The sequence below is a fragment of the Derxia lacustris genome (assembly GCF_002105195.1).
Lineage (GTDB): Bacteria > Pseudomonadota > Gammaproteobacteria > Burkholderiales > Burkholderiaceae_E > Derxia > Derxia lacustris.
Genome location: NZ_MUHU01000014.1, coordinates 149,410 through 172,690 on the forward strand (window position 1 = coordinate 149,410; position 23,281 = coordinate 172,690).

Genomic DNA, 23,281 nt, shown 5'->3' on the forward strand with positions numbered 1-23,281 from the left:
GCACAGCCGTTGCCAGGGGTGGCCATCAAGCCGAGTCGCACGCTGCCCGCGGGAGAAACGCTGTGATGGATGCAATGAACGTGAGCATCCAGTGCGTCCAGGCGCGGCGGTTCATCCCCACGCCCGTGGGGAACGCTGCTGCTGCTGCGCGTGCTGGGCGCCATGTGTCGGTTCATCCCCACGCCCGTGGGGAACGCGCAGTCGCACCGACCATGTACGCGATGGGCGTCGGTTCATCCCCACGCCCGTGGGGAACACGACCGGGACGCCGGCCCGCGACTCGCGGCCGCCGGTTCATCCCCACGCCCGTGGGGAACACCACAGCAACCGTCGCCGCCGCGTAGCCGCCACCGGTTCATCCCCACGCCCGTGGGGAACACGCTCGCCGGGCTCCTACCGGAGATCACCATGTCCGGTTCATCCCCACGCCCGTGGGGAACGCTGCGCCATGAGCGCAGCAAGCAGCAGTTCCACCGGTTCATCCCCACGCCCGTGGGGAACGCCTGGCGCGGGCCGTGGGCGTGACGGCAGCTGCCGGTTCATCCCCACGCCCGTGGGGAACACCGGCGATGGAATACAACGACAGGCGCATTTGACGGTTCATCCCCACGCCCTTGGGGAACACCTTCATCGCGTGGCGCGCGACGACATCGACCACGGTTCATCCCCACGCCCGTGGGGAACACCTGTCGCGCGAGGATTACGAGCAAACCGAAGGCGGTTCATCCCCACGCCCGTGGGGAACACTCGAGCATCAGGCCCTGAATGGCGTTCGCATCCGGTTCATCCCCACGCCCGTGGGGAACACGCGACAAGGCGTTTCTGGGCAACGCGACAACGCGGTTCATCCCCACGCCCGTGGGGAACACGGCTTTGCATTTCGGCCAGGCGCATCTGTTCGAGGTTCATCCCCACGCCCGTGGGGAACACACCAAGAACAACTCTTTGATTTTTAAAGCGCTTTTCCCTGCCGAAAAAACCACCGCCGATTCTCCATGAATCTTCATCGAGATTGGCTGCACGAATCGACCTCCGTCCGCAACGCAAACGGCCCCGCCCGCAACTGCTCGCACAAGAACTCCAGCCCGAGCCGGATGCTGATCGACGCCGAGGCGCGCGTCGCGGTCACGGCCCACACATCGGCCGGCTGCCAGAACTGCGGCAGCACGCGCACCACGGTGCCGTCGGCCAGCGCATCGGCCACGTCCCAGACCGACAGCATCGCGATGCCCTGCCCGTCGTGCAGCCAGTTCTGCACGATGTCGCTGTGGTTCGAGCCGAGCGGGCCGGTCACCTTCACCGGCTCGACCGGCCCGGCCTCGCCATGCAGCCGCCACACGCCAAAGGAATGGCCGCGGTCGCGGAACAGCAGGCAGTCGTGCTGCTGCAACTCGGCCAGCGTCTGCGGCCGGCCGCGCCGCGCCAGATAGCCGGGCGTCGCGCAGAGGATGCGGCGGCTCTCGACCACGCGACGCGCGATCAGATGCGGCTCGCTCACCTCGCCCATGCGGATGTCGATGTCGAAGCCCTCGGCAATCATGTCGAGCGGACCATTCACCAGCTCCAGCCACAGCTCCAGCCGCGGATGGCGCGCGCGCATCGCCGACAGGATGTGCGACACATGATTGCGTCCGAGCCGCAGGCCGCAGGCCACGCGCAGCAGCCCCGCCGGCTCATCGCGGCCCGAGGACAGCGCACCGGCCATGCCGTCAATGTCGTCGAGCAGCCGGCGCGCACGGGCATAGACGATCTCGCCGTCGTCGCTGATCGCCACGCGCCGCGTCGTGCGGTGCAAAAGCCGCGTTCCCAATGCCTCTTCGAGCGCGGCGATGCGCTTGCTGACATGGGCCGGCGAGCTGCCCAGTTCCGCCGCCGCCGCATTGAAGCTGCACAGCCGCGCCACCACGCAGAAGATTTCCAGGTCGGAGAGTTCGGGGCGTTTGTTCATGCCATGGAAATTCTGAATTCGAATTCGGCCAGTTTATTCGCCGGATCGTGTTCAGTACCCTGTCGCGCCGCAGGCGAGCGGCAGAATCCGCCTGCGACCGGCAGCGGCGCCCGAATTCCCGTTTCAACTCCCATCCGAAAGCAAGCGCATGAAGAAGATCCTCGTTCTCAACGGCCCCAATCTCAATCTGCTGGGCCAGCGCGAACCCGAGCAGTACGGCCGCGAAACCCTGGCCGACGTGGAACGCATGTGCCGCGAGGAAGGCGCGAAGCACGGCATCGAGATCGACTGCCGCCAGAGCAACTGGGAAGGCCAGCTCATCGACTGGATTCACGAGGCGGGCCGCGAGATCAAGGCCGGCAACATGATCGGCGTGGTGTTCAACCCGGGCGCCTACACGCACACCTCGATCGCGCTGCATGACGCGATCAAGGGCGCCGAGGCCATCGTGATCGAGCTGCACATCTCCAACGTGCATGCACGCGAAAGCTTTCGCCATCACTCGTTCATCTCGCCGGCGGCGCGCGGCATTGTCGTGGGGCTGGGCACCAAGGGCTATGGCGTGGCCATCGAGGCGCTGACGCGGCTCTATCCGGCGCAGTAAGGCGCCGGCATGCATCAGATTCTGGTGGCGACCGCGCCGATTTATCTGCTGATCGCGCTCGGCTATGGCGCCGGTCGCGCCGGTACCTTCACCAAGGCCGATGCGCGGGTGCTCGGCCGCTTCGTCGTGGGCTTTGCGCTGCCGGCGCTGATCTTCCGCGCGCTCACGCAGCGGCCGCTGGCCGAGGTGCTGGAGGCACGCTATCTGGCCGCCTACGCCTTCGGTTCGCTGCTGGCGCTGGCCATCGGCGTCGGCGTGTCGATGTTCGCGGCGCGGCGCGGACTTACGGAAGGCGCGGTCAACGGCATGGGCATGGCGCTGTCCAACAGCGGCTTCATCGGCTATCCGATCCTGTCGCAGCTGCTTGGGTCCACGGCCGGCACGGCGCTGGCGCTGAACATGGTCATCGAGAATGCGGTGATGCTGCCGCTGGTGCTGGGCCTGGCCGAAGCCGGCCGCAGTGGCGCCAACGGCTGGCGCGCGGCGGCGCTGGCCACGCTCAGGCAGCTGCCGCGCAACCGGCTGGTGCAGGCGATTGCCGCCGGCTTCGCGTTTTCGTTCAGCGGGCTGGAAATGCCGGCGGTGCTGGGCCGCAGCATCGAGCTGCTGGCGCTTGCGTCGGCGGCGATTGCGGTGTTCGTGATCGGCGCCTCGCTGGTCGGCGTGAAGCTGCGCGGCGAAATCGGCGCGATGACCGGCGTGGCGACCGGCAAGCTGCTGCTGCATCCGCTCGGCGTGGCGCTGGGCTTTGCGCTGCTGCCGGCCGTCGCGCCCGAGATGCGCATGGCCGGCATCGCCTATGCCGCCATGCCCATGCTCAGCATCTATCCGGCGATGGCCCAGCAGTACGGCCGCGAAAGCTTCAGCGCCGCCACGCTGGTGGTGGCGACCACGCTGTCCTTCTTCACGCTGTCGACCTTGCTGATGCTGCTGCACAGCTGAGCGCGCGGCGCAGGCACTGTCGCCCTGCCCCGCGTGCGCCGCGACCCGGCCGGCTCTTGATGCTTTCTTGATGCCGGCCGCGCCGATCTTGCCAACGGCCTGACGGCCGCCTTCCTAGCATCGCCTTCGTGTTCTTCACCGAAGGAAATGCCGTGGAAGTCTTCTGGCTGTCGCTGGCCGGCCTGCTGGCCGGCGGGCTGTTCGTCTATCTGCTGGTGGCGCTGCTGCGCCCGGAGGATTTCTCATGACCTCCGCCGGCTGGCTGCTGCTTGTCGTCTACCTGGGCGCTCTGCTCGCCATCGCGCTGCCGCTCGCGCGCTACATCGATGCGGCGCTGGACGGGCGCTTCGCCCTCGCCCGCGCTATCGAGGCGCCGCTCTGGCGCCTGCTCGGCACCCGCGCCGAGGTGGCCATGAACTGGCGCGGCTATGCGCTCGGGCTGCTGCTGTTCAACGCCATCGGCATGCTCGCGCTGTATGCGCTGCAACGGCTGCAAGGCGGGCTGCCGCTCAATCCGGCGGGCCTGGGCGCGGTGTCGCCCGACTCGGCGCTGAACACCGCCGTGAGCTTCGTGACCAACACCGACTGGCAGGGCTATGCCGGCGAGTCGACCATGAGCCATCTGACCCAGATGCTCGGCCTCGCGGTGCAGAACTTCCTGTCAGCGGCGAGCGGCATCGTCGTGGCGATCGCGCTGATCCGGGGCTTCACGCAGCGCTCGGCGCCGGCCATCGGCAATGTGTGGATCGATCTCGCGCGCGCGACGCTCTGGCTGCTGCTGCCGCTGAGCGTGCTGGCCGCGCTGGCGTTCGTCGCGACCGGCGTGGTGCAGAACCTGGCCGCGCCGCTCGACATCGCCACGCTCGAAGGCAGCCGGCAGTCCATCGCGATGGGGCCGGTCGCGTCCCAGCTCGCCATCAAGATGATCGGCACCAACGGCGGCGGCTTCTTCAATGCCAACTCGGCGCATCCGTTCGAGAACCCGACCGCGCTCGCCAATTTCCTGCAAATGCTTTGCATCTTCGCGATCCCGGCGGCGCTGTGCTTCGTGTTCGGCAGGCGCGTTGGCGATGCGCGCCAGGGCTGGGCGCTGTTCGCGGCGATGGCGCTGATGTTCGTGGTCGCGGCGGTCGCGGTCATGGGCTGGGAGCAGGCGCCGAATGCGCAGTTCGCGGCGCTCGGCATCGATCAATCGGGCGGCAACCTGGAAGGCAAGGAAGTGCGCTTCGGCATCGCCGCGTCGGGGCTGTTCGCGGCGATCACCACGGCGGCTTCGTGCGGTGCGGTCAATGCCATGCACGACTCCTTCACCGCGCTCGGCGGCGCCGTGCCGATGGTGCTGATGCAGCTTGGCGAGGTGGTGTTCGGCGGCGCCGGCGCGGGGCTGTACGGAATGCTGGTGTTCGCGCTGCTGGCGGTGTTCGTCGCCGGACTGATGATCGGCCGCACGCCCGAATACCTGGGCAAGAAGATCGAGGCGCAGGAGATGAAGATGGTGTCGCTCGCCATCCTGGTCACGCCGCTGCTGGCGCTGGGCGGCACGGCAGTGGCGCTGCTGGCCGAGGCCGGGCGTGCCGGCATCCTCAACCCGGGCGCGCATGGATTCTCCGAGGTGCTTTACGCGCTGACCTCGGCCGCCAACAACAACGGCAGCGCGTTTGCCGGGCTGTCGGCCAACACGCCGTTCTACAACGGGCTGCTGGCGGTCGCGATGGCGGTCGGGCGCTTTGGCGTGATCGTGCCGGTGCTGGCGATGGCCGGCTCGCTCGCGGGCAAGAAGCGGCTTGCGGTCACGGCCGGCAGCCTGCCGACGCACGGCCCGTTGTTCGTCGCGCTGCTGATCGGCGTGGTGCTGCTGGTCGGCCTGCTCAACTACGTGCCGGCACTTGCGCTCGGGCCGGTGGCCGAACATTTTCTCGGGAGCGCGCAATGAGCCGCTGCCTGCCCGTCCGCCTCGACGCCGCCATTCGCGACGCCATCACCCTTCGCCACGGAGGCGCCCGATGAGCCGCCAAGCCCTTGCCCTGTTCGACCCGGCGCTGATCCGCCCGGCCGCCTTCGATGCCCTGCGCAAGCTCGATCCGCGCACGCAGTGGCGCAACCCGGTGATGTTCGTGGTCTGGGTCGGCAGCGGTTTCACCACGCTGCTGGCGCTGGCCCGGCCCGATGGCTTCACCGTTTCCATCGCGCTGTGGCTCTGGTTCACCGTGCTGTTCGCCAACTTTGCCGAGGCGCTGGCCGAAGGGCGCGGCAAGGCGCAGGCGGCCAGCCTGCGCGGCCTGCGCCAGCAGACCCGCGCCCGCAAGCTCGAAGGCTGGACGCCCGGCCATCCGGTCGCACGCCGGCACTGGACCGACGTCGATGCCGACACCCTGCGCCGCGGCGACCTCGTGCTGATCGAGGCCGGCGACACCATCCCCGCCGACGGCGAGGTGGTCGAGGGCGTGGCCTCGGTCGACGAGAGCGCCATCACCGGCGAATCCGCGCCGGTCATCCGCGAATCGGGCGGCGACTTCTCGGCCATCACCGGCGGCACGCGCGTGCTGTCCGACTGGATCGTGGCGCGCGTCACGGCCGATCCGGGCGAGACCTTCGTCGACCGGATGATCGCGATGGTCGAGACCGCCCAGCGCCGCCGCACGCCCAACGAGATCGCGCTGACGATCCTGCTCGTGGCACTGACCGTCGTCTTCCTCGGCGTGGTGGTCACGCTGCTGCCGTTCTCGCAATTTGCCGTGAGCAGCGCCGGCACCGGCGAGCCGGTGAGCCTGACCGTGCTGGTCGCGCTGCTGGTCTGCCTCATCCCCACGACCATCGCCGGGCTGCTGTCGGCCATCGGCGTGGCGGGCATGAGCCGGCTGATGCAGGCGAACGTGATCGCCACCTCGGGCCGCGCGGTCGAGGCGGCCGGCGACGTGGATGTGCTGCTGCTCGACAAGACCGGCACCATCACCCTCGGCAACCGGCAGGCGGCGGCCTTCGTGCCGGCGCCCGGCGTGGCCGAGCGCGATCTGGCCGATGCGGCCCAGCTCGCCTCGCTGGCCGACGAAACGCCCGAGGGCCGCAGCATCGTCGTGCTGGCCAAGACGCGCTTCGATCTGCGCGAACGCGACCTCGCGGCGCTTGGCGCGCACTTCGTCCACTTCACCGCGCAGACCCGCATGAGCGGCGCCGACCTGCCTGCCGGGCGCGCGCTGCGCAAGGGCGCGGCCGACGCCGTCAGGCGTCATGTGCAGGCGCTCGGCGGCGACTGGCCGGCAGCAGTGCAGACCGCCATCGACGACATTTCGCGGCGCGGCAGCACGCCGCTGGCCGTGGCCGACGGCGCGCGCGTGCTCGGCGCGGTCGAGCTGAAGGACGTGGTCAAGGGCGGCATCCGCGAGCGCTTTGCCGAGCTGCGCCGCATGGGCATCAAGACGGTGATGGTCACCGGCGACAACCGCCTGACGGCCGCCGCCATCGCCGCCGAGGCCGGCGTGGACGACTTCCTGGCCGAAGCCACGCCCGAAGCCAAGCTCGCGCTCATCCGCCAGCACCAGGCCGCCGGCCAGCTCGTGGCGATGACCGGCGACGGCAGCAACGACGCGCCGGCCCTCGCCCAGGCCGACGTGGCGGTCGCGATGAACACCGGCACGCAAGCCGCCAAGGAGGCCGGCAACATGGTCGATCTGGACAGCAACCCGACCAAGCTCATCGAGATCGTCGAGACCGGCAAGCAGATGCTCATGACACGCGGCGCGCTCACCACCTTCAGCATCGCCAACGACGTGGCGAAATACTTCGCCATCGTGCCGGCGGCCTTCGTGAGCAGCACTCCCCAGCTTGGCGCGCTCAACCTGATGCAGCTGGCGAGCCCCGCGTCGGCGGTGCTGAGCGCGGTGATCTTCAATGCGCTGGTCATCGTGTTCCTGATTCCGCTGGCGCTGAAGGGCGTGGCCTATCGCGCGGTCGGCGCGGCGCGGCTGCTGCGGCGCAACCTGCTCGTCTACGGCCTCGGCGGCGTGATCGTGCCGTTCGCGGGCATCAAGCTCATCGACATCGCGGTGGCCGCGCTCGGCCTGGCCTGAACCCACTTGAGGCATGCATCCATGAACACGCAATCCCTTGCAAGCGCCGCGCCGCACGCCGGCGTTTCCGAAGCGCTCGCGCTGCTGCGGCCGGCGCTCCTGCTGTTCCTAGTGCTCACGCTGGTGACCGGGTTGGCCTATCCGCTGCTCGTCACCGGCATCGCGCAAGTGGCGTTTCCGGCCGAGGCCAACGGCAGCCTCGTCGAGCGCGACGGGCGGGTCGTCGGCTCGCGGCTCATCGGCCAGGGCTTTGCCGATGCCGGGCATTTTTTCAGCCGGCCGTCGGCCACGGCGCCCGATGCCTACAACGCATCGGCCTCGGGCGGCTCCAATCTGGGGCCGAGCAATCCGGCGCTCGGCGAGGCGGTGAAGGCGCGCGCCGACGCGCTGCGTGCCGCCGATCCGGGCAACACCGCGCCGATCTCGGTCGATCTGGTCACGGCGTCGGCGAGCGGGCTCGATCCGCACATCAGCCGCGCGGCGGCCGACTGGCAGGCGGCGCGCGTCGCCCGCGCACGCGGCCTGCCCGAGGCGCAAGTGCGCGCGCTGGTGGAAGCGCACACCGAACATCGGCTCGCCGGCTGGCTCGGCGAGGAACGTGTGAACGTGCTCGAACTCAACCTCGCGCTCGACGCGCTCAAGCCCTGACGCATGACCGACGCCCGCCCCGATCCCGACCGCCTGCTCGCCGACCTGCATGCCGAAACGGCGCGCGCCGCGCGCGGCCGGCTGCGCATCTTCTTCGGCGCGTCGGCCGGCGTGGGCAAGACCTTCGCGATGCTCGGCGCCGGCCGCGCGGCGCTCGACGCCGGCCGGCCGCTCGTCGTCGGCATCGTCGAGACCCACGGCCGCGCCGAGACCGCCGCACTCGCGCGCGACCTGCCGCTGCTGCCCCGGCGCGCGGTCGAGCATCGCGGCCATGCGCTCGATGAATTCGACCTCGACGCCGCGCTCGCCTTTGGCGCCGCCCACCCCGGCGCGCTGGTGCTGCTCGACGAATTCGCGCACAGCAATGCGCCCGGCGCGCGCCATCCCAAGCGCTGGCAGGACGCCGAGGAACTGCTCGCCGCCGGCATCGACGTGTGGACCACGCTCAACGTCCAGCATCTCGACAGCCTCAACGACATCGTCGGCGGCATCACCGGCGTGCGCGTGCGCGAGACCCTGCCCGACCGCGTGTTCGACAGCGCCGACGAAGTGGTGGTGGTCGATCTGCCGCCCGACGAACTGCTCGCGCGGCTCGCGGCCGGCAAGGTCTATCTCGGCGAACAGGCCGGGCGCGCGGCAGTCGGGTTCTTTCGCAAGGGCAATCTGCTGGCGCTGCGCGAACTGGCGCTGCGCCGCACCGCCGACCGCGTGGATGGCGAGATGCAGGCCTGGCGCCGGCGTGGCGCGGCGGCGCCCGTGTGGCCCAACCGCGAGGCGCTGCTTGCCTGCGTGGGTGCCGATGCGGCCGCCGAGAAAGTGGTGCGTGCCTCGGCGCGCCTCGCCGGCCAGCTCGGCCTGCCGTGGCGCGCGGTGCATGTGGCCGCCGGCGCCAATGCGCGCGGCCGCGCCGCCGCCCTCGATGCGCTGCGGCTGGCCGAGGAACTGGGCGCGAGCACCGCGCTGATCGGCGCGACCGACGTGGCCGGCGCGCTCGTCGCCCATGCGCGCGAGCACAACCTCGCGCGGCTGGTGGTCGGCCGACCGGCGCGGCGGCCGTGGTGGCTGCGGCTGCTGCGGCCATCGACCGCCAGCGCACTCGCGGCGCGCGCCGCCGACCTCGACGTGCTGCAAGTCGCGGCCCTCGCCACCGCGCCGCCGGCAACCGCCAGCGAGCCCGCCGCACCGCCGCGCAGCGCGCGCGGCTATGCGGTCGCGCTGGCCGCCGGCATCGCGGTCGCGCTGCTCGCCACGCCGCTCAGCGGCCGACTGGAGCTGACCAACATCGTCATGCTGTTCCTGCTCGCGGTGGTCGGCGTCGCGCTCACGCAGGGGCGCGGGCCGGCGGTGCTCGCGGCCTTCATCGGCGTGGCGCTGTTCGATTTCTTCTTCGTGCCGCCGCGCTTCACCTTCGCGGTCAGCGATGCGCAGTACCTGGTCACCTTCGGCGTGATGCTGCTGGTAGCGCTGGTGATCGGCCAGCTCACCGCCGGCCTCAAGGCCCAGGCCGAGGCCGCGCGCGAGGGCGAGCGCCGCATGCGCCGGCTCTACGACATGGCGCGCGAACTGGGCACGGCGCTGCTGCCCGAGCAGGTCGCCGACATCGGCGCGCGCTTCCTCGCGGCCGAGTTCGATGCGCGCAGCAGCCTGCTCGCGGCCGATGCCGACAACCGGCTTGCGACGCTCGCCGGCGGCAACGCGCCGCTCGATGCGGGCGTCGCGCAATGGGCCTTCGACCATGCCGCACCGGCCGGGCGCGGCACCGACACGCTGCCCGCCAGCGCCTGCCTGGTGCTGCCGCTCAAGGCGCCGATGCGCGTGCGCGGCGTGCTCGCGGTCGAGGTCGCCGACAGCGCCGCGCTCGACCCCGAGCAGCGCCGCCTGCTCGATACCTGCGCCGCGCTGCTCGCGATCTCGCTGGAGCGCATCCACTACATCGAGGTGGCGCAGCAGAGCACGGTGCAGATGGAATCGGAACGGCTGCGCAACTCGCTGCTGTCGGCCATCTCGCACGACCTGCGCACGCCGCTCGCCGGCCTCATCGGCCTGGCCGACACGCTGGCCTGGGTCGACGACGCCGAGCAGCGCCGCGATACCGCCGTCGCCATCCGCCAGTCGGCGCTGCGCATGAATGCGCTGGTCGGCAACCTGCTCGACATGGCGCGGCTCGAATCGGGCGCGGTGCGGCTCAAGCGCGAATGGCAGCCGCTCGAAGAAGTGGTCGGCAGCGCACTCGCCGCCTGCGCCGGCACGCTCGGCGCGCGCCGCGTGACCACGCGTCTGCCCGACGACCTGCCGCTGCTGCATCTCGACGCCGTGCTGTTCGAACGCGTGCTGGTGAACCTGCTGGAAAACGCCGCCAAGTACACGCCGGCCGGCACGCCCATCGAGATTTCCGCGCGCGCCGACGCGGCGACCGTCGTCGTCACCGTCGACGACCACGGCCCCGGCCTGCCGCCCGGCCGCGAAGCCGCCGTGTTCGACAAGTTCGAGCGCGGCCAGCGCGAAAGCGCCCTGCCCGGCGTGGGTCTGGGCCTGGCCATCTGCCGCGCCATCGTGCAGGCGCACGGTGGCAGCATCCGGGGCGAGACCCGCGCCACTGGCGGCGCGCGCTTCACCGTCGAGCTGCCGCGCGGCGAACCGCCATGCGACGACGGCAGCGCCAGCCCACTCACCGATCCGGCATGAACGACCGCAACCGAATTCTCGTCGTCGAGGACGACGCCGCCATCCGCCGCTTCGTGCGGCTGGCGCTCGAAGCCGAGGGCCATGAAGTCTTCGAGGCCGACACGCTCGCGCGCGGCCTGATCGACGCCGGCACGCGCCGGCCCGATCTCATCGTGCTCGACCTCGGCCTGCCCGATGGCGACGGCGGCGATTTCATCCGCGACCTGCGCGGCTGGTCGCAGGCGCCGGTGGTGGTGCTGTCGGCCCGCAGCGCCGAGGCCGACAAGATCGGCGCACTCGACGCGGGCGCCGACGATTACCTGGTCAAGCCCTTTGGCGCCGGCGAACTGATGGCCCGCGTGCGGGCCCAGTTGCGGCGCCACGCGCGCCGGCCCGAGGACGGCGCCGCGAGCATCGCCTTCGGCAGCGTGCGCATCGACCTTGCGCGCCGCAGCGTCGAGCGTGACGGCGTGCCATTGCATCTCACGCCGATCGAATATCGCCTGCTCACCCAGCTCGCCACGCAGCCGGATCGCGTCATCACGCACCGGCAACTGCTGCGCGCCGTCTGGGGGCCGGGCCATGCCGAGGACACGCATTACGTGCGCGTCCACATGGCCAATCTGCGCAAGAAGGTGGAGGACGACGCCTCGCAGCCGCGTCATCTGCTGACGGAAGCCGGCGTCGGCTACCGCTTCGTCGGCTGAGCCGGCGGCAGCCCGGGCCACGCACAGGCCCGCTGCCGCCGGAGCCGACGGAGCCGCCGCGATCACTTCTTCATTTCGTCCTTGGCCATGCCGTCCTTGCCCATGGCGTCCTTCTTCATGCCGTCCTTGGCCATGCCGTCCTTGCCCATCGCGTCCTTCGACATGCCGTCCTTGGCCATGCCGTCCTTCTTCATCTCGTCCTTCTTCATTTCATCCTTCTTCATGCCGTCCTTGCTCATGGCGTCGTGGCTCATGGCGTCCTTCTTCATGTCGTCGGCATGGGCAACACCGAACGAGAACGAGCAGGCGGCGGCGATCAGGGCGATGGCGATGCGGTTCATGTAAAGCTCCTTGAAGATGCAGTGAAATTGCCGGAATCGGCTGGCCGGGATCGGCCGGTGTGATGGCGGTACTGGCGGGCGCTGCCCGCTCAGCTCCCGCCAAACCAGTTGTAGCCCTGGTCTTCCCAGTAACCGCCGGGATAGGCGTCGGTCACGGTCAGGGCCACGATGTGCTTCGGATTCTTGTAGCCAAGCTTGGTCGGCACGCGCAGCTTGAGCGGCGCGCCATTGCGGCGCGGCAGCGGCGCGCCGTCCTGGTCGAGCACCAGCAGCGTCTGCGGATGCAGCGCCGTCGGCATGTCGAGGCTGGTGTGATAGCCGTCGGCGCAGCGGAAATCGACATACTTCGCGCCCAGGTCGGCGCCCACGCGGCGCAGGAAAGTGCCGAGCGGCACGCCGCCCCAGTTGCCGATCGCGCTCCAGCCTTCCACGCAGATGTGGCGCGTGGTGTGGGCGGTCTGCGGCAGCTGGCGCAGCGCGGCCAGGTTCCAGCGGCCCCGGTCGCCGACCTTGCCGCCCACTTCCAGCCGCCAGTCGTCGGCGGCCACATCGGGCGCGGCTTCCTCGCCGTAGAAGGCGTTGAACGGAAACGGCCGCACGATCATCGAGTCGGGATAGGTCGGCGCGAGCCGGTCGGGGCCGAACAGCGCGGCCTGGGCGCGGTCGTTGAAGCGCGACACTTTCATCAGCGCCGATTCGACGCTGGCCTCGTCGACCAGCTGGCAGCCGCTGAGCAGCGACAGGCCGCCGAGCGAAAGGCTGCCGCGCAGCAGATTGCGGCGGGCGTTGTCGGGCAGTGCCGATTCATTGCGGCGCAGGCTGCGCAGGCCATCGGCGAGCACGTCTGTGAGGGCGGCGCGCAGGCTGCGCGGCATTCGGGGTTCGGGGCGGCTGGACATGGTCGGGGCTCGATGAAGTCAGGGATCAGCGGCCGAGCGTCATGGCGCGCAGGCTGCGCGGCACGAGGGCGACCATCACCAGGTGGATGGCGACGAAACCCACCAGCCCGGCCATTGCAAGAAAGTGGATGCGCCGCGCCAGCTCGTAGCCGCCGAGCAGTTCGCGCAGCAGCGGGAACTGCACCGACTTCCACAGCACCAGGCCCGAGAGCACCAGCAGCAGCAGGTCGAGCGCCACCGCCACATAGGCCGCGCGCTGCACGCCGTTGTAGTGCGCGAGGTCGTCATGACTCAGCTTGCCGCGCACGAAGGCGAACAGATCGCCGAGCACCGCGCGCGGCGACAGCGGCCAGAAGCGTTCGCGCCAGCGCCCGGTGACCGCATTGCCCGCGATCCACAGCAGGCCGTTGAGCACCAGCAGCCACATCGCGGCGAAGTGCCACTGGATCGCGCCGCCGAGCCAGCCGCCGAGCGTGATGGCGCGCGGAATCTCGAAGTCGAAGAAGGGCGAGGCGTCGTAGATGCGCCAGCCGCTCATGGCGAGCGGCACGACCGCGACGACATTGAGCCAGTGGGTCGCGCGCACCCAGGCCGGTTGCAGCGTGCGGCGCGCGGGCCGAATGGCCTCGGTGGCGCTGGCGTTCATGGCAGCGTCCTTCACGAGCGCAGGCACTGGCCAGTGGTGGCGGCCTGGAGCACCTGGCCGTTGGCGGCGTCCTCGACGAAACCCACCAGTGCCAGACCGTCGCGGTTCCACTCCGCCGGCAGCTTGATGCGCTGGCTGAGCGCGGCCTTGCCGTCGGCAAAGTCGATCGGGCCGATCAGGCTGCGCACCACATGGTCGTGATGCAGCGTCGCGCCGCCGTTCTCGCCGCGCGCCACCTTGGAAGTGAGGCCGCTTTCGGTCACGGCAACGTACAGCGCCGGATGCGTGCCCGCCGTCGTGGCAGCGCTTGCATCGACGTTCAGCGCGCCGTCGGCCGCAAGCCGCGCATCGAGCCTGACGCTGGCGCGCGCCGGCGTGGCGTTGATCTGCCGCACCTGATCGCGCAGCTTCTCGCGCCAGTCGCGCAGCTCGCCGCCACTGACAAAGAAATGCGGCGTCCAGACCGTGCGCTGATGCAGCACGCCGACGCGCCAGCTTTGCCGCGCGCCAAAGGCGGCCTGCGCGAACGGGTCCTTCCAGCCGATCGAATCCCAGTAGTCCACATGCAGCGCGATCGGGATGGCGGCGGCGCCGGGCGCGAGTGCCGCGTCGAGCTTGCCGAGCGCGCGGTCGGCCGGCGGGCAGCTTGAGCAGCCTTCCGACGTGTACAGCTCGACCAGCGCGGTCGTGGTCGCGCCGCTGTTTGCCACGCAGGCAGCGTTGGCGGCAAAGGGCGCGGCAATCGTCGCAAGGCCGGCAATGGCCAGCGCGGCACTGCGGTGCAGAAGGGAAACGGCATTCATCGACAGGCTCCGAACGTGTTGCACATGTGGCTTGGTCGTCCGGCCGGCGCGCTTCTTACACAGCGTGCAAAAGATTTTTTTGCGCCGGCCGGACGACCGCTTGTCATCAGCCCCGGGCCGCGCCGGCGCGCACCAACGGGAAGTCGATCGGCGTCTGCGCGAGCAGGTTCAGGTAGTTGGTGAACAGGTTCAGCGCGACCGCGCCGACCACTTCCACCAGCTCGGCATCGCCAAGGCCGGCGGCGCGCGCGGCGGCGATCTGCTCGTCGCTCGCATGGCCGCGCGCATGGACCAGCGTGGTGGCCAGGCGCAGCAGCGCATCGAGCCGGCCGTCGGCCGACTTGCCTTCGCGCGCCAGCGCGATCTCGGCATCGACCAGCCCGGCCTTGTTGCCGAGGTAGCTGTGCGCCGACAGGCAGTAGTCGCAGCCGTTGGCTTCGGCCACCGCCAGCGCGATGGCTTCGCGCTCGCGCAGCTTGAGCGCACCGTGGCCGAGCGCGGCGTTGAATTGCAGCAACCCTTGCAGCGCGCCCGGCGCCTGGGCCGCGACGCGGAACAGGTTGGGCACGGTGCCGAAGGCGTTGTTGACGGCGTCGAGCAGGTCGGCGGTGGTACCGGTGGCGGTGGCGGGATCGAGGGGGACGATGCGGCTCATGGTCTTGCTCCTTGGTTGAAACCCGGCGTTCTGCGGGTGGAGCGAACCTTGAAGCCTTGCGCCAATCGAGAGAATCCATTCATCCTGCAAGCTGTTCTTGCGCAAAATGGATGTAATGAATCATGGACCGACTCGATGCAATGGCGCTGTTCGTGGCGGTGGTCGATGAAGGCAGCCTGGCGCGCGGCGGGCGCCGGCTCGGCAAGTCGCCGGCGGCGGTGAGCCGGGCGCTCGGTTTTCTGGAGGCGCGGCTGGGCGCGCCGCTGCTGGTGCGCACCACGCGCTCGCTCCGGCTCACCGAGCGTGGCGAGGCCTATCTGGGCACCTGTCGCGCGGTGCTGGAGCAGATCGAGGAGGCCGAGCTTGGCGCCGCCGGCGACCGCGCCGCGCCGCGCGGCCTGCTTACCGTGACCGCGCCGCGCATGTTCGGCCGGCTCAAGGTGCGGCCGCAGGTCGATGCCTTTCTCGACCGGCATGCGGCGGTGCAGGTGCGGCTGCTGCTGCTCGACCGCGTGGTGAATGTGATCGACGAAGGCATCGATCTGGCGGTGCGCATCGGCCATCTGCCCGATTCGAGTCTGGTCGCGCTCAAGGTCGGCGAGGTGAGCCGCATCGTCTGCGCCAGCCCGGCGTATCTGGCGCGGGTGCGGCCGCCGCGCGAGCCGGCCGATCTGGCGGCGCTGGCCTGCATCGCGTTCACGCAGATCACGCCGAGCGAGGTGTGGAGCTTTGGCCCTGGCAGCGCCGACGGGCGCGCCGAGCGGCTGCGGCAGGTGCGGGTGCAGCCGCGGCTGACGGTCAACAGCGCCGATGCGGCACTGGCCTCGGCGCTGGAGGGCAAGGGGCTGACCTGCGTGCTGTCGTATCAGGCCGAGGCCATGCTGGCCGATGGCCGGCTGCAACGCGTGCTGACCGACTGGGAGCCGGCGCCGCTGCCGGTGCATGTGGTGTTCACGCGCACCCGGCTGGCCACCGCCAAGACGCGCGGGCTGGTCGATTTTCTGGTGCCGGCGCTGCGGGCCGAGCTGGGCTACCGCGCCTGAACCCGGCCGCTAGCAGCCGCGCGCCGCAAGCGGAAACCGGAACACCGCGCCGCCACCGCCGCCGCTCACCAGCCGGATCTCGCTGCCGTGCAGCTCCAGGATGCGCCGCACGATGATGAGCCCGAGCCCGCCGCTCGCATTGCTCGATGCCGGGCGCGGCTGGCCGGCAAACGCCGCGCGCGTGAACAGGCCCGGCCGCAGCGCCGCCGGAATGCCCGGCCCGCTGTCGCTGATCTGCACCATCACCTGACCGCCGGCCAGCCACAGCTGCACCTCGATGTCGCCGCCCTCGGGCGTGTGGCGAATCGCGTTGTCGAGCAGATTGGTCAGCACCCGCTCGATCAGCCCGAGATCGGCCGTGACCACCGGCAGGCCGGGCGCGATGTCGGCGCGCAGCCGCTGGCGCCGCGCCTGCGCCGCCAGCTCGAACTTCTGCAGCACGTCATGCACCAGCTCGGCGAGCGAGAAGTCCTCGGTCTCGGGCTTGACCACGCCGTACTCCAGCCGCGCCAGCTCGAACAGCTCCTGCGCCAGCCGGCCGACCTTGCGGCTCTGCGCCAGCGCCACCTCCAGATAGCGCCGGCGCTCGGCCTCGCCGAGCGAGTCGGACTTGATGAGCAGGGTTTCCAGAAAGCCGTGCAGCGAGGTCAGCGGCGTGCGCAGGTCGTGCGAGATGTTGGCCACGAGTTCGCGCCGCTGCTCGTCCTGGGCCGCGAGGGCGCGCCATTGCTCGCCGATGCGGCCGGCCATCTGGGCGAAGGCCTGGCGCAGCAGCGCGATCTCGTCGCCGCTGCCGGCCGGCAAGGCACCGTCGAAACTGGCCGCGTCGGCCCGGCCGTCGGCGGCAAAGCCGCGCACCGCCGCCGTCAGCCGGTCGAGCGGCCGGGTGACGCTGCGCACCGCCACCAGCCCGACCGTCAGCACCAGCGCCAGCACCAGGCCGACCGCCAGCAGCGTCAGCGCCAGCAGATGGTCGGGCCGGCCGCGCGCCGCGAGCGCATCGTGGTCCTCGCCGATCAGCACCACATACACATAGCCGGCGTCGTGACCGTCGATGCGCAGCGGCGCGGCGCTGAACACCTTGCGCGCCTCGGCGCTGCGCGGATCGTCGCCGACGATGGGCAGCGGCCGGCCGGCCAGAAAGGCCCGCACCGGCGCCAGGTCCACGCGCGCGCGGCGCAGATGGCCGGGCGGCGCGGCATCGCCGACGATGCGGCCGTCGGGCGCCAGCAGATAGACCTCGACGCTCGGGTTCACGTCCATGAGCTTGCCGAACAGCGCCTGCACCGCGCGCGGATCGAGATCGCCGTGCGCCATCAGCGCGCCGTTGCCGGCGATGTGCGCCGCCAGCCCGGCCGACAGCCTTTGCACCAGCTCCTGCTCGCGCTGCTCGCCGAGCCGCAGCTGCACCGCCAGCGTGCCGCCGACGCCGGCCAGCAGCAGCAGCGTGAACACCGCGCACAGCCGCTGCCCGAGCGTGAGCCGGCCGAGCCAGGCGCGCGGCCTCATGCGTCGGCGCCGGCGGCCGGCGCCAGCTTGTAGCCGCGCCCCCACACAGTGAGGATGCGGCGCGGCATGGCCGGGTCGGGCTCGATCTTGCTGCGCAGCCGGTTGATGTGGGTGTTGACCGTGTGCTCGTAGCCGTCGTAGCGGTTGCCCCAGACCTCGTCGAGCAGGTCGTTGCGCGAGAACACCTCGCCCGGATGGCGCGCGAAGAACAGCAGCAGGTCGAATTCGCGCGGCGTGAGTTCGAGCGCGCGGCCGTCGGCGCTGGCTTCGCGCGCGACCGCGTCCACGCTCAGGCCGCCAAGCCGGATCGGGCCGTCGGCGGCGCGCGCCGGCTGGGCCAGCGCATCGCCCCGGCGCAGCAGCGCGCGCAGCCGCGCCACCAGCTCCAGCACCGAGAACGGCTTGGCCAGATAGTCGTCGGCGCCCAGCTCCAGGCCGAGGATGCGGTGCACCTCGCTCGACCTGGCGCTGGTGATGACGATCGGCGTGTAGCGCGGCTGGGCGCGGGCCCGCCGGCACAGCTCCAGCCCGTCGATGCCGGGCAGCATCAGGTCGAGGATGAGCGCGTCCCAGCTCGCCTCGGCGAGCAGGCGGGCGCCGCTGTCGCCGTCGGCGGCATGGGTCACGGCATAGCCGGCATCGCCCAGATGCAGGCGCAGCAGTTCGGCGATGTGGGCGTCGTCCTCGACCACGAGGATGCGGCGGGCGGCGGTCATGGCGCCAGCTCCGCGCGCTGCGCCTCGGGCCAGTGCGGCGGCAGCGCCGCCAGGTCGGCCGGCTCGTCGATGTCGGTCAGCGCGGGCAGGCAGCGCAGCCGCCAGCCGAGCGCGGCCACGCGCGCGCGGGTGGCCGCGGCCACGCCGTCGGTGCTCCAGGCGATGCCGTCGAACAGACTGGGGTGGAAGCGCGCCAGACCGAGCGCCACATAGCCGCCGTCGCGCGCCGGCACCATCGTCGCGTCGGCGTCCAGGCAGCTGGCGGCCACCAGCATGAGCCGGCGCGCGTCGAGCGCCGGACAGTCGGCGCCGATGAGGATGGGCGTCTCGCCGGCGGCGACGGAACGCGCGGCGGCGCGCGCGAGACGCTGGCCCAGATCGCCCGCGCCCTGGTCGCTGCGCGTCACGCCCGGCGGCAGCGCGATGCCGGCCCAGACCGCGTCGTCGGGCGGCGTGGCGCACAGTTCGACCGGCCCGATGTCGGCCTCGACCGCCTCGCGCAGGGCATGGTCCAGCAGGCGCCGCGCCAGCATGGCGGCACCGTCGGCGCCGAGCGCCGGAATCAGTCGGGTCTTGGCCAGGCCGGGCAGCGGCGCCTTGGCGAACAGCAGGATGCGGGCCGGCTTCATGGCCGGCCTCCGGAATGCGGCAGTGTCATCGGTAGGCCCTTGCCAGTCGTTCGGGCGACACGCCAAGCCAGTAGGCCAGGCGCAGCCGCCACATGAGGAAAACGGTGCGCCACGGACCGCGCGCCTCCCAGCGCCGGCCCGACGTGATCACGCGCGCGCGCAGGCAGGCCGGCGCCGACCGGCGCCGCAACCGGCGCGACAGCTCCACGTCCTCCATCAGCGGCTGGTCCGGAAAACCGCCGAGCGCCATGAAGACCGAGCGCCGCATGAACATGGCCTGATCGCCGGTCGCGATGCCGGTCAGCCGCGAGCGCCGGTTCATCAGCGCCGCCACCACGGGCAGCAGCGCCGGCCGGCCCTCGATGCGCACATCGAAGCGTCCCCACTCATGGCGCCCGTCGGCCAGCGCCGCCAGTACCAGCGCATCGGCATCGGCCGGCAGCCGGGTGTCGGCATGCAGGAACAGCAGCGTCCGGCCACGGGCGACCCGGACGCCGGCATTCATCTGCGCAGCCCGGCCCGAAGCCGCCTCGACGACGGTCACGCCGGCCGCGCGCGCGATCGCCACCGAGCCGTCGCGGCTGCCGCCGTCCACCACCACCAGCTCGCAGCCGCGCGCGGCGAAGTCGCGCAACTGCGCCAGCAGGCCGGGCAGCGCCGTGGCTTCGTCGAGCACCGGCACCACGATGGAAAGCGCCGGCTCGCCGGGATCGGCGGTGGCGGCAGGGACGCGGGCCGGCCCGGGCGCGCAGGCGCTGGCACTGGCGCAGGCGGGCCGGCAAATCGGCCGGGACAGGGATTGGGCGGGTCGCATGAGGCTTGGTCGCGCCGGCCGGCACGGTTCTTACAGCGCCGGCAAAAGAAATTTCGCCCCGGGCCTCGCGCCGCCGCGCCGTGAATCTTTCGTGAGGATTCGGCCCGACGAAGCCGCTCTACTGGCGCCGCGCTGAACGATCGCTCCAAAACCCGTCGGCCAGCGCGTCCCGGCCGAAGGCCGGCCCCGCGATCTCCGCCAGTCGAGCCCATGAAGACCCACGCCGCCCGTCCCGCCCCGCCCTGCCGCGTCAGCGCCATCGTGCCGGCGCGCAACGAGGAAGCCTGCATCGGCGCCGTCGTGACCGGCCTGCTGGCCTGCGTCGCCGCCGACGGCGGGCCGCTCATCGACGAAGTGGTGGTGGCCGACAACGGCTCGACCGATGCCACCGCCGCCGTCGCGCTGGCGGCCGGCGCCCGCGTGCTGACGGTGCCGCGTCCCGGCTATGGCGAAGCCTGCTGGCATGCGGTGCAGGCCAGCCGTGGCGAGGTGCTGATCTTCGTCGATGGCGACGGCGCCGCCGATCCGGCCGACGCGCGCTGGCTGCTCGGCGCCATCGACGCCGGCGCCGAGCTGGCGGTGGGCCTGCGCCTCACGCCCGACCCCGGCGCGCTGACCGCCGCCCAGCGCTGGGGCAATGCCCTGGCCTGCTGGCTGATGCGGCTGATCTGGCAGGTGCCGGCGGCCGATCTGGGCCCCTATCGCGCGCTGCGCCGAACCGCCTTCGACCGCCTCGACATGCGCGACCGCGCCTACGGCTGGACCGTGGAGATGCAGGTGCGCGCGCACCGCCTCGGCCTGTGCACGGTGCAGCTGCCGGTGGCCTGGCGCGCCCGCGCCGGCGGCGTTTCCAAGATCAGCGGAAGCCTGCGCGGCGTCGTCGGCGCGGGCTGCGGAATCCTCGGAATGATCGGCCGGCTCTGGCTGCGCGAACTCGCGCGCCGGCCCGGCTCGCTCGCCCATCGCCTCGCCCTCCGCCTTGCCCAGGCCCGCGCGCTCGCCCCGAACGCGCGGCGCTGATTCGCCCACCCACGACCACAACCCAAGGAGAGTCCGCTTGAACCTCAAACCGCTTGCCCATCTATCGATCGCGCTCGCGCTCGGCCTCGGCGCCGTGGCGGCGCGCGCCTCCGGCTCCGATGCCGGCGGCGGCGCGGAAACCGGCGACGCCCAGGCCTACAACCTCGGCAAGAGCGTCTATGCCAGCAAGGTCGCCTGCGCCAGCTGCCCGCTGCCGGGCAAGTCGCTCGACGAAGCCACCGCGCGCGAACTGCTCGCCGGCAAGCACCTGCCGACGCTGGCCGACGACGAAGCCAATGCGCTCGGCGTCTACCTCAAGCGCCGCTTCAAGCTGTGAACGCGAGGACCGAGACCATGCATGCACGCAAAGCCCTCGCCCTGCTGCTCGCCGTCGCGCCGCTCGCGGCCTTCGCCGAAGGCGATTCACCCTGGCTGCCGATTCCGGGCAGCGCCGCCCTCACCGCCAGCCATACCGAGCAGAGCGGCAACAAGGGCTGGATCGGCGACCAGAAGCTCAGCATCAGCGACATCACCGGCGGCGCCGCCACGCGCTATCGCCGCTCGACCAGCGCGCTGCGGCTCGACTACGGCATCAGCGATGCCTTCGCGCTCGACGTCGCCGTGGCCTATGCGGCGGTCAAGTCGGGCAATGCCGACAACAGCTACGGCCTGGCCGACAGCGTGATCGGCGTGAGCTGGCGCGCGCTCGACGAGCTGGAGCGGCCGGCGCTGCCGACCCTGACCCTGCGGCTGGCCGGCATCGTCAAGGGCGACTACGACGCCGGCCGCTTTGCCGGCATCGGCAACGGCGCGAGCGGTGTCGAGGTCGACGCGATCGTCGGCAAGCAGTTCACGTCGAAGTGGTCGGGCTCGGCCGAACTCGGCTTCCAGCACCGCGACAGCCACATCCCCAACGCCGCCTTCATCGACATCGGCACGCGCTACCGCTTCGCGCCGAAGTGGAGCGCCAGCCTCGGCTACAGCGCCAAGCGCTACAGCGGCGAGCTCGACATCGGCGGCCCGGGCTTCACGCTGGCGCGCTTCCCCGAGGTACGCGAGGAACGCCAGATCGCCAAGATCGGCGTGGGCTATGCCTTTGCCGGCAATCAGGGCGTGGCACTGAGCGTGGGCACCGTCACCGGCGGTCGCAACACGGTGCAGGACCAGGCCATCGCCAATCTGGCCTACACCTTCGCGTTCTGACGCCGCGCCGGCCATGCACGCCCGCCCGCTTCCACCTGCCCACGCGGCCGGCCTTGCGCTGCTCGGCGCGACCCAGGTCGCGCTGCTGCTCGCGGGCGGCACCGTGTTCGGCGCGGCGGATGGCGCGCGGGCCCTGGCCGGCGTGCTCGGCGCCGCCGGCGTCGGCATCGGCACGCTGGCCTGGCTGGCCTGCGACTCACGCTTCGGACGGCTCACGCCGGGCTTCGTGCTCGGCCTTGCACTGCTGCTGCGGCTGGCCGCCAGCGCCGCCACGCCGCTGCTCGAAGACGACCATTTCCGCTACCTGTGGGATGGCATGCGCACCGCCACCCATTTCGATCCCTACCGGCATGCGCCGTCGGACTTCTTCGGCGCCACGCAGCTCGATGCGCGCTGGCAGGACATCCTCGGCGGCATCAACAACCCCGACCTGCCGACCCTGTACGGGCCGGTGCTGCAAGCGCTGTTCGCACTCGCCCACCTGATCGCGCCGGGCCGCATCGGCGCGCTCCAGGGCCTGCTGGCGGCGCTCGACATGGCAGTGCTGTGCGTACTGGCCGCGCAGCGCGTGGCGCCGCGCTGGCTGGCGGCCTATGCGCTGCATCCGCTGCTGCTGAAGGAAGCCATCGCCACCGCCCATCCGGACGGCGTGGTCGGCCTGTTCCTGCTGCTCGCGCTGCTGGCCTGGCACCGCGCCCGGCCGGGTCTGGCCGGTGCCCTGCTGGGGCTGGCGGCCGCGACCAAGCTGTCGGCACTGGCCGCGCTGGCGCTGTTCTGCCTGCCGCCGGCAGGCCGCCGCGCGGCCCTGCCGGGGCCGCACCGGCCTGCCGCAGCCACGCTGCGCTGGGTCGGCTGGATCGGCTTCGGCAGCGCCGCTGCGCTGGCCGGCTGCTACCTGCCCTTCCTGCTCGCCGGCGCCGGCAGCGATGCCACCTCGCTCGCCGTGTTCGCGCGCGAATGGCGCTTCAACCCGCTGCTGTTCCGCAGCGTCGACCTGGTCTGTTCGCCAGCGGTCGCACGGGCCCTGGCCGGCGCGCTGATCGCCTTCGCCATCGCCTGGATCGGCTTGCGCTGGCGCGCCGTGGCGGCGCGCTGGCCGCGCTCGCTGCCGCCGGCCGATGCCGCCGTGGTGGCACTGCTGGTCTTCGCGCCGGTGGTGAACCCCTGGTACTGGCTGTGGGCGCTGGCGCCGGCGGTGCTGCGCGCCAGCCCGGCAGTGCCGGCCGTCGCGGCCGTCGCCGGCCTGTCCTATCTCAACAGCACGGTGCTGGCCGAAGCCGGCTGGCAGCACGGCGGCGGCACGCCCTTCGCGGTGGCCTGGCCGCTGACGCTCATGCAATTGCTCGTGCTGGTCGGCGCCATCGCCGCCGACCGGCGCCGTCGCCCGGAGCCCGCCGCCCCGGCCTTCCTGCCGTTCCCGCCC

General features: G+C 71.5%; 23 protein-coding genes and 1 CRISPR repeat array. Of the genes, 13 read left to right on the forward strand and 10 right to left on the reverse strand.

The annotated features are described in order from the left end of the window. Positions 1 to 107 precede the first annotated feature (107 nt). Positions 108 to 930: a CRISPR direct-repeat array (repeat unit 29 nt; unit sequence CGGTTCATCCCCACGCCCGTGGGGAACGC). A 73-nt stretch (positions 931 to 1,003) separates the two neighbouring features. Further along, positions 1,004 to 1,948, reverse strand: coding sequence for a LysR family transcriptional regulator (locus tag B9P64_RS30050; RefSeq protein WP_139826172.1), 945 nt, complete (start codon positions 1,946 to 1,948; stop codon positions 1,004 to 1,006). A gap of 148 nt (positions 1,949 to 2,096) precedes the next feature. On the opposite strand from B9P64_RS30050, the gene aroQ reads away from it, so the two are divergent. The 8 genes from aroQ to B9P64_RS30010 all read left to right on the forward strand — a co-directional run bounded on the left by aroQ (position 2,097) and on the right by B9P64_RS30010 (position 11,580). Then, positions 2,097 to 2,552, forward strand: coding sequence for a type II 3-dehydroquinate dehydratase (gene aroQ, locus B9P64_RS30045; RefSeq protein WP_085315362.1), 456 nt, complete (start codon positions 2,097 to 2,099; stop codon positions 2,550 to 2,552). A gap of 9 nt (positions 2,553 to 2,561) precedes the next feature. Next, a complete protein-coding gene (locus B9P64_RS30040; RefSeq protein ID WP_085315361.1) occupies positions 2,562 to 3,494 on the forward strand; it encodes an AEC family transporter in 933 nt (310 codons plus the stop codon). 152 nt (positions 3,495 to 3,646) lie between these two features. Next, positions 3,647 to 3,742 (forward strand): K(+)-transporting ATPase subunit F, encoded by a 96-nt coding sequence (kdpF, locus tag B9P64_RS30035; protein WP_139826171.1) that lies wholly within the window; start codon positions 3,647 to 3,649, stop codon positions 3,740 to 3,742. Beyond that, positions 3,739 to 5,427 carry a potassium-transporting ATPase subunit KdpA gene (gene kdpA, locus B9P64_RS30030; protein ID WP_085315359.1) on the forward strand — a complete coding sequence of 563 codons (1,689 nt, stop codon included), beginning with the start codon at positions 3,739 to 3,741 and terminating at the stop codon, positions 5,425 to 5,427. The genes kdpF and kdpA overlap by 4 nt, the downstream gene beginning before the upstream one ends. Positions 5,428 to 5,497: 70 nt before the next feature. After that, entirely contained in the window at positions 5,498 to 7,561 is a 2,064-nt protein-coding gene (gene kdpB, locus B9P64_RS30025) for a potassium-transporting ATPase subunit KdpB (RefSeq protein ID WP_085315358.1), read from the forward strand. Between the two features lie 21 nt (positions 7,562 to 7,582). Continuing rightward, the gene (kdpC, locus tag B9P64_RS30020; RefSeq protein WP_085315357.1) at positions 7,583 to 8,209 is read left to right on the forward strand and encodes a potassium-transporting ATPase subunit KdpC; all 627 of its coding nucleotides are present in this window, start codon (positions 7,583 to 7,585) and stop codon (positions 8,207 to 8,209) included. 3 nt (positions 8,210 to 8,212) lie between these two features. Then, on the forward strand, positions 8,213 to 10,894 hold the full coding sequence (locus tag B9P64_RS30015; RefSeq protein WP_085315356.1) for a DUF4118 domain-containing protein: 2,682 nt from the start codon (positions 8,213 to 8,215) through the stop codon (positions 10,892 to 10,894). Continuing rightward, positions 10,891 to 11,580 carry a response regulator gene (locus B9P64_RS30010; protein WP_085315355.1) on the forward strand — a complete coding sequence of 230 codons (690 nt, stop codon included), beginning with the start codon at positions 10,891 to 10,893 and terminating at the stop codon, positions 11,578 to 11,580. The genes B9P64_RS30015 and B9P64_RS30010 overlap by 4 nt, the downstream gene beginning before the upstream one ends. A 62-nt stretch (positions 11,581 to 11,642) precedes the next feature. Here the strand turns inward: B9P64_RS30010 and B9P64_RS30005 are convergent, their stop codons facing one another. From B9P64_RS30005 to B9P64_RS29985, 5 genes are all read right to left on the reverse strand, one after another. Next, entirely contained in the window at positions 11,643 to 11,921 is a 279-nt protein-coding gene (locus B9P64_RS30005; protein ID WP_085315354.1) for a pentapeptide MXKDX repeat protein, read from the reverse strand. Between the two features lie 89 nt (positions 11,922 to 12,010). After that, entirely contained in the window at positions 12,011 to 12,820 is an 810-nt protein-coding gene (locus B9P64_RS30000; protein ID WP_139826170.1) for a molybdopterin-dependent oxidoreductase, read from the reverse strand. Positions 12,821 to 12,845: 25 nt separating this feature from the next. Then, positions 12,846 to 13,466, reverse strand: coding sequence for a cytochrome b/b6 domain-containing protein (locus B9P64_RS29995; protein ID WP_085315352.1), 621 nt, complete (start codon positions 13,464 to 13,466; stop codon positions 12,846 to 12,848). Between the two features lie 11 nt (positions 13,467 to 13,477). Beyond that, on the reverse strand, positions 13,478 to 14,269 hold the full coding sequence (locus tag B9P64_RS29990; RefSeq protein WP_085315351.1) for a DUF1223 domain-containing protein: 792 nt from the start codon (positions 14,267 to 14,269) through the stop codon (positions 13,478 to 13,480). Between the two features lie 106 nt (positions 14,270 to 14,375). Beyond that, a complete protein-coding gene (locus tag B9P64_RS29985) occupies positions 14,376 to 14,924 on the reverse strand; it encodes a carboxymuconolactone decarboxylase family protein (protein WP_085315350.1) in 549 nt (182 codons plus the stop codon). Between the two features lie 122 nt (positions 14,925 to 15,046). Between B9P64_RS29985 and B9P64_RS29980 the strand changes: the two genes are divergently transcribed. Further along, positions 15,047 to 15,967 carry a LysR family transcriptional regulator gene (locus B9P64_RS29980; protein WP_085315349.1) on the forward strand — a complete coding sequence of 307 codons (921 nt, stop codon included), beginning with the start codon at positions 15,047 to 15,049 and terminating at the stop codon, positions 15,965 to 15,967. Between the two features lie 9 nt (positions 15,968 to 15,976). On the opposite strand, the gene B9P64_RS29975 is transcribed toward B9P64_RS29980, so the two are convergent. From B9P64_RS29975 to B9P64_RS29960, 4 genes are read right to left on the reverse strand one after another with little or no spacing between them, the layout of a single operon-like run. Further along, positions 15,977 to 17,476 (reverse strand): sensor histidine kinase, encoded by a 1,500-nt coding sequence (locus tag B9P64_RS29975; RefSeq protein WP_085315348.1) that lies wholly within the window; start codon positions 17,474 to 17,476, stop codon positions 15,977 to 15,979. Next, positions 17,473 to 18,192, reverse strand: a complete 720-nt coding sequence (locus B9P64_RS29970) for a response regulator transcription factor (RefSeq protein WP_085315347.1) — start codon at positions 18,190 to 18,192, stop codon at positions 17,473 to 17,475. The genes B9P64_RS29975 and B9P64_RS29970 overlap by 4 nt, the downstream gene beginning before the upstream one ends. Next, positions 18,189 to 18,821, reverse strand: a complete 633-nt coding sequence (locus B9P64_RS29965) for a TIGR04282 family arsenosugar biosynthesis glycosyltransferase (protein WP_085315346.1) — start codon at positions 18,819 to 18,821, stop codon at positions 18,189 to 18,191. Before B9P64_RS29965 ends, B9P64_RS29970 begins: the two co-directional genes overlap by 4 nt. Before the next feature lie 25 nt (positions 18,822 to 18,846). Further along, positions 18,847 to 19,635 carry a TIGR04283 family arsenosugar biosynthesis glycosyltransferase gene (locus tag B9P64_RS29960; protein WP_085315345.1) on the reverse strand — a complete coding sequence of 263 codons (789 nt, stop codon included), beginning with the start codon at positions 19,633 to 19,635 and terminating at the stop codon, positions 18,847 to 18,849. A 210-nt stretch (positions 19,636 to 19,845) separates the two neighbouring features. Between B9P64_RS29960 and B9P64_RS29955 the strand changes: the two genes are divergently transcribed. From B9P64_RS29955 to B9P64_RS29940, 4 genes are all read left to right on the forward strand, one after another. Beyond that, positions 19,846 to 20,655: a glycosyltransferase family 2 protein gene (locus B9P64_RS29955; RefSeq protein ID WP_085315344.1), complete on the forward strand. Its 810-nt coding sequence runs from the start codon at positions 19,846 to 19,848 to the stop codon at positions 20,653 to 20,655. A gap of 37 nt (positions 20,656 to 20,692) precedes the next feature. Continuing rightward, positions 20,693 to 20,992: a hypothetical protein gene (locus B9P64_RS29950; protein ID WP_085315343.1), complete on the forward strand. Its 300-nt coding sequence runs from the start codon at positions 20,693 to 20,695 to the stop codon at positions 20,990 to 20,992. A 17-nt stretch (positions 20,993 to 21,009) separates the two neighbouring features. Then, complete coding sequence (locus B9P64_RS29945; RefSeq protein WP_085315342.1) at positions 21,010 to 21,858, forward strand: transporter; 849 nt, start codon at positions 21,010 to 21,012, stop codon at positions 21,856 to 21,858. 13 nt (positions 21,859 to 21,871) lie between these two features. After that, positions 21,872 to 23,281: hypothetical protein (locus tag B9P64_RS29940; protein ID WP_085315341.1), on the forward strand; the 1,410-nt coding region annotated here is incomplete at its 3' end.

Coding starts and splice junctions, on each gene's coding strand:
- B9P64_RS29960 (WP_085315345.1), bottom strand. CDS start 19,635: ATGCGACCCGCCCAATCCCTGTCCCGGCCGATTTGCCGGCCCGCCTGC.
- aroQ (WP_085315362.1), top strand. CDS start 2,097: ATGAAGAAGATCCTCGTTCTCAACGGCCCCAATCTCAATCTGCTGGGC.
- kdpB (WP_085315358.1), top strand. CDS start 5,498: ATGAGCCGCCAAGCCCTTGCCCTGTTCGACCCGGCGCTGATCCGCCCG.
- B9P64_RS29965 (WP_085315346.1), bottom strand. CDS start 18,821: ATGAAGCCGGCCCGCATCCTGCTGTTCGCCAAGGCGCCGCTGCCCGGC.
- B9P64_RS29970 (WP_085315347.1), bottom strand. CDS start 18,192: ATGACCGCCGCCCGCCGCATCCTCGTGGTCGAGGACGACGCCCACATC.
- B9P64_RS30000 (WP_139826170.1), bottom strand. CDS start 12,820: ATGTCCAGCCGCCCCGAACCCCGAATGCCGCGCAGCCTGCGCGCCGCC.
- B9P64_RS29990 (WP_085315351.1), bottom strand. CDS start 14,269: ATGAATGCCGTTTCCCTTCTGCACCGCAGTGCCGCGCTGGCCATTGCC.
- B9P64_RS29975 (WP_085315348.1), bottom strand. CDS start 17,476: ATGAGGCCGCGCGCCTGGCTCGGCCGGCTCACGCTCGGGCAGCGGCTG.
- B9P64_RS30040 (WP_085315361.1), top strand. CDS start 2,562: ATGCATCAGATTCTGGTGGCGACCGCGCCGATTTATCTGCTGATCGCG.
- B9P64_RS29955 (WP_085315344.1), top strand. CDS start 19,846: ATGAAGACCCACGCCGCCCGTCCCGCCCCGCCCTGCCGCGTCAGCGCC.
- B9P64_RS29980 (WP_085315349.1), top strand. CDS start 15,047: ATGGACCGACTCGATGCAATGGCGCTGTTCGTGGCGGTGGTCGATGAA.
- B9P64_RS29985 (WP_085315350.1), bottom strand. CDS start 14,924: ATGAGCCGCATCGTCCCCCTCGATCCCGCCACCGCCACCGGTACCACC.
- kdpA (WP_085315359.1), top strand. CDS start 3,739: ATGACCTCCGCCGGCTGGCTGCTGCTTGTCGTCTACCTGGGCGCTCTG.
- kdpC (WP_085315357.1), top strand. CDS start 7,583: ATGAACACGCAATCCCTTGCAAGCGCCGCGCCGCACGCCGGCGTTTCC.
- B9P64_RS29995 (WP_085315352.1), bottom strand. CDS start 13,466: ATGAACGCCAGCGCCACCGAGGCCATTCGGCCCGCGCGCCGCACGCTG.
- B9P64_RS30015 (WP_085315356.1), top strand. CDS start 8,213: ATGACCGACGCCCGCCCCGATCCCGACCGCCTGCTCGCCGACCTGCAT.
- B9P64_RS30010 (WP_085315355.1), top strand. CDS start 10,891: ATGAACGACCGCAACCGAATTCTCGTCGTCGAGGACGACGCCGCCATC.
- B9P64_RS30050 (WP_139826172.1), bottom strand. CDS start 1,948: ATGAACAAACGCCCCGAACTCTCCGACCTGGAAATCTTCTGCGTGGTG.
- B9P64_RS29945 (WP_085315342.1), top strand. CDS start 21,010: ATGCATGCACGCAAAGCCCTCGCCCTGCTGCTCGCCGTCGCGCCGCTC.
- B9P64_RS30005 (WP_085315354.1), bottom strand. CDS start 11,921: ATGAACCGCATCGCCATCGCCCTGATCGCCGCCGCCTGCTCGTTCTCG.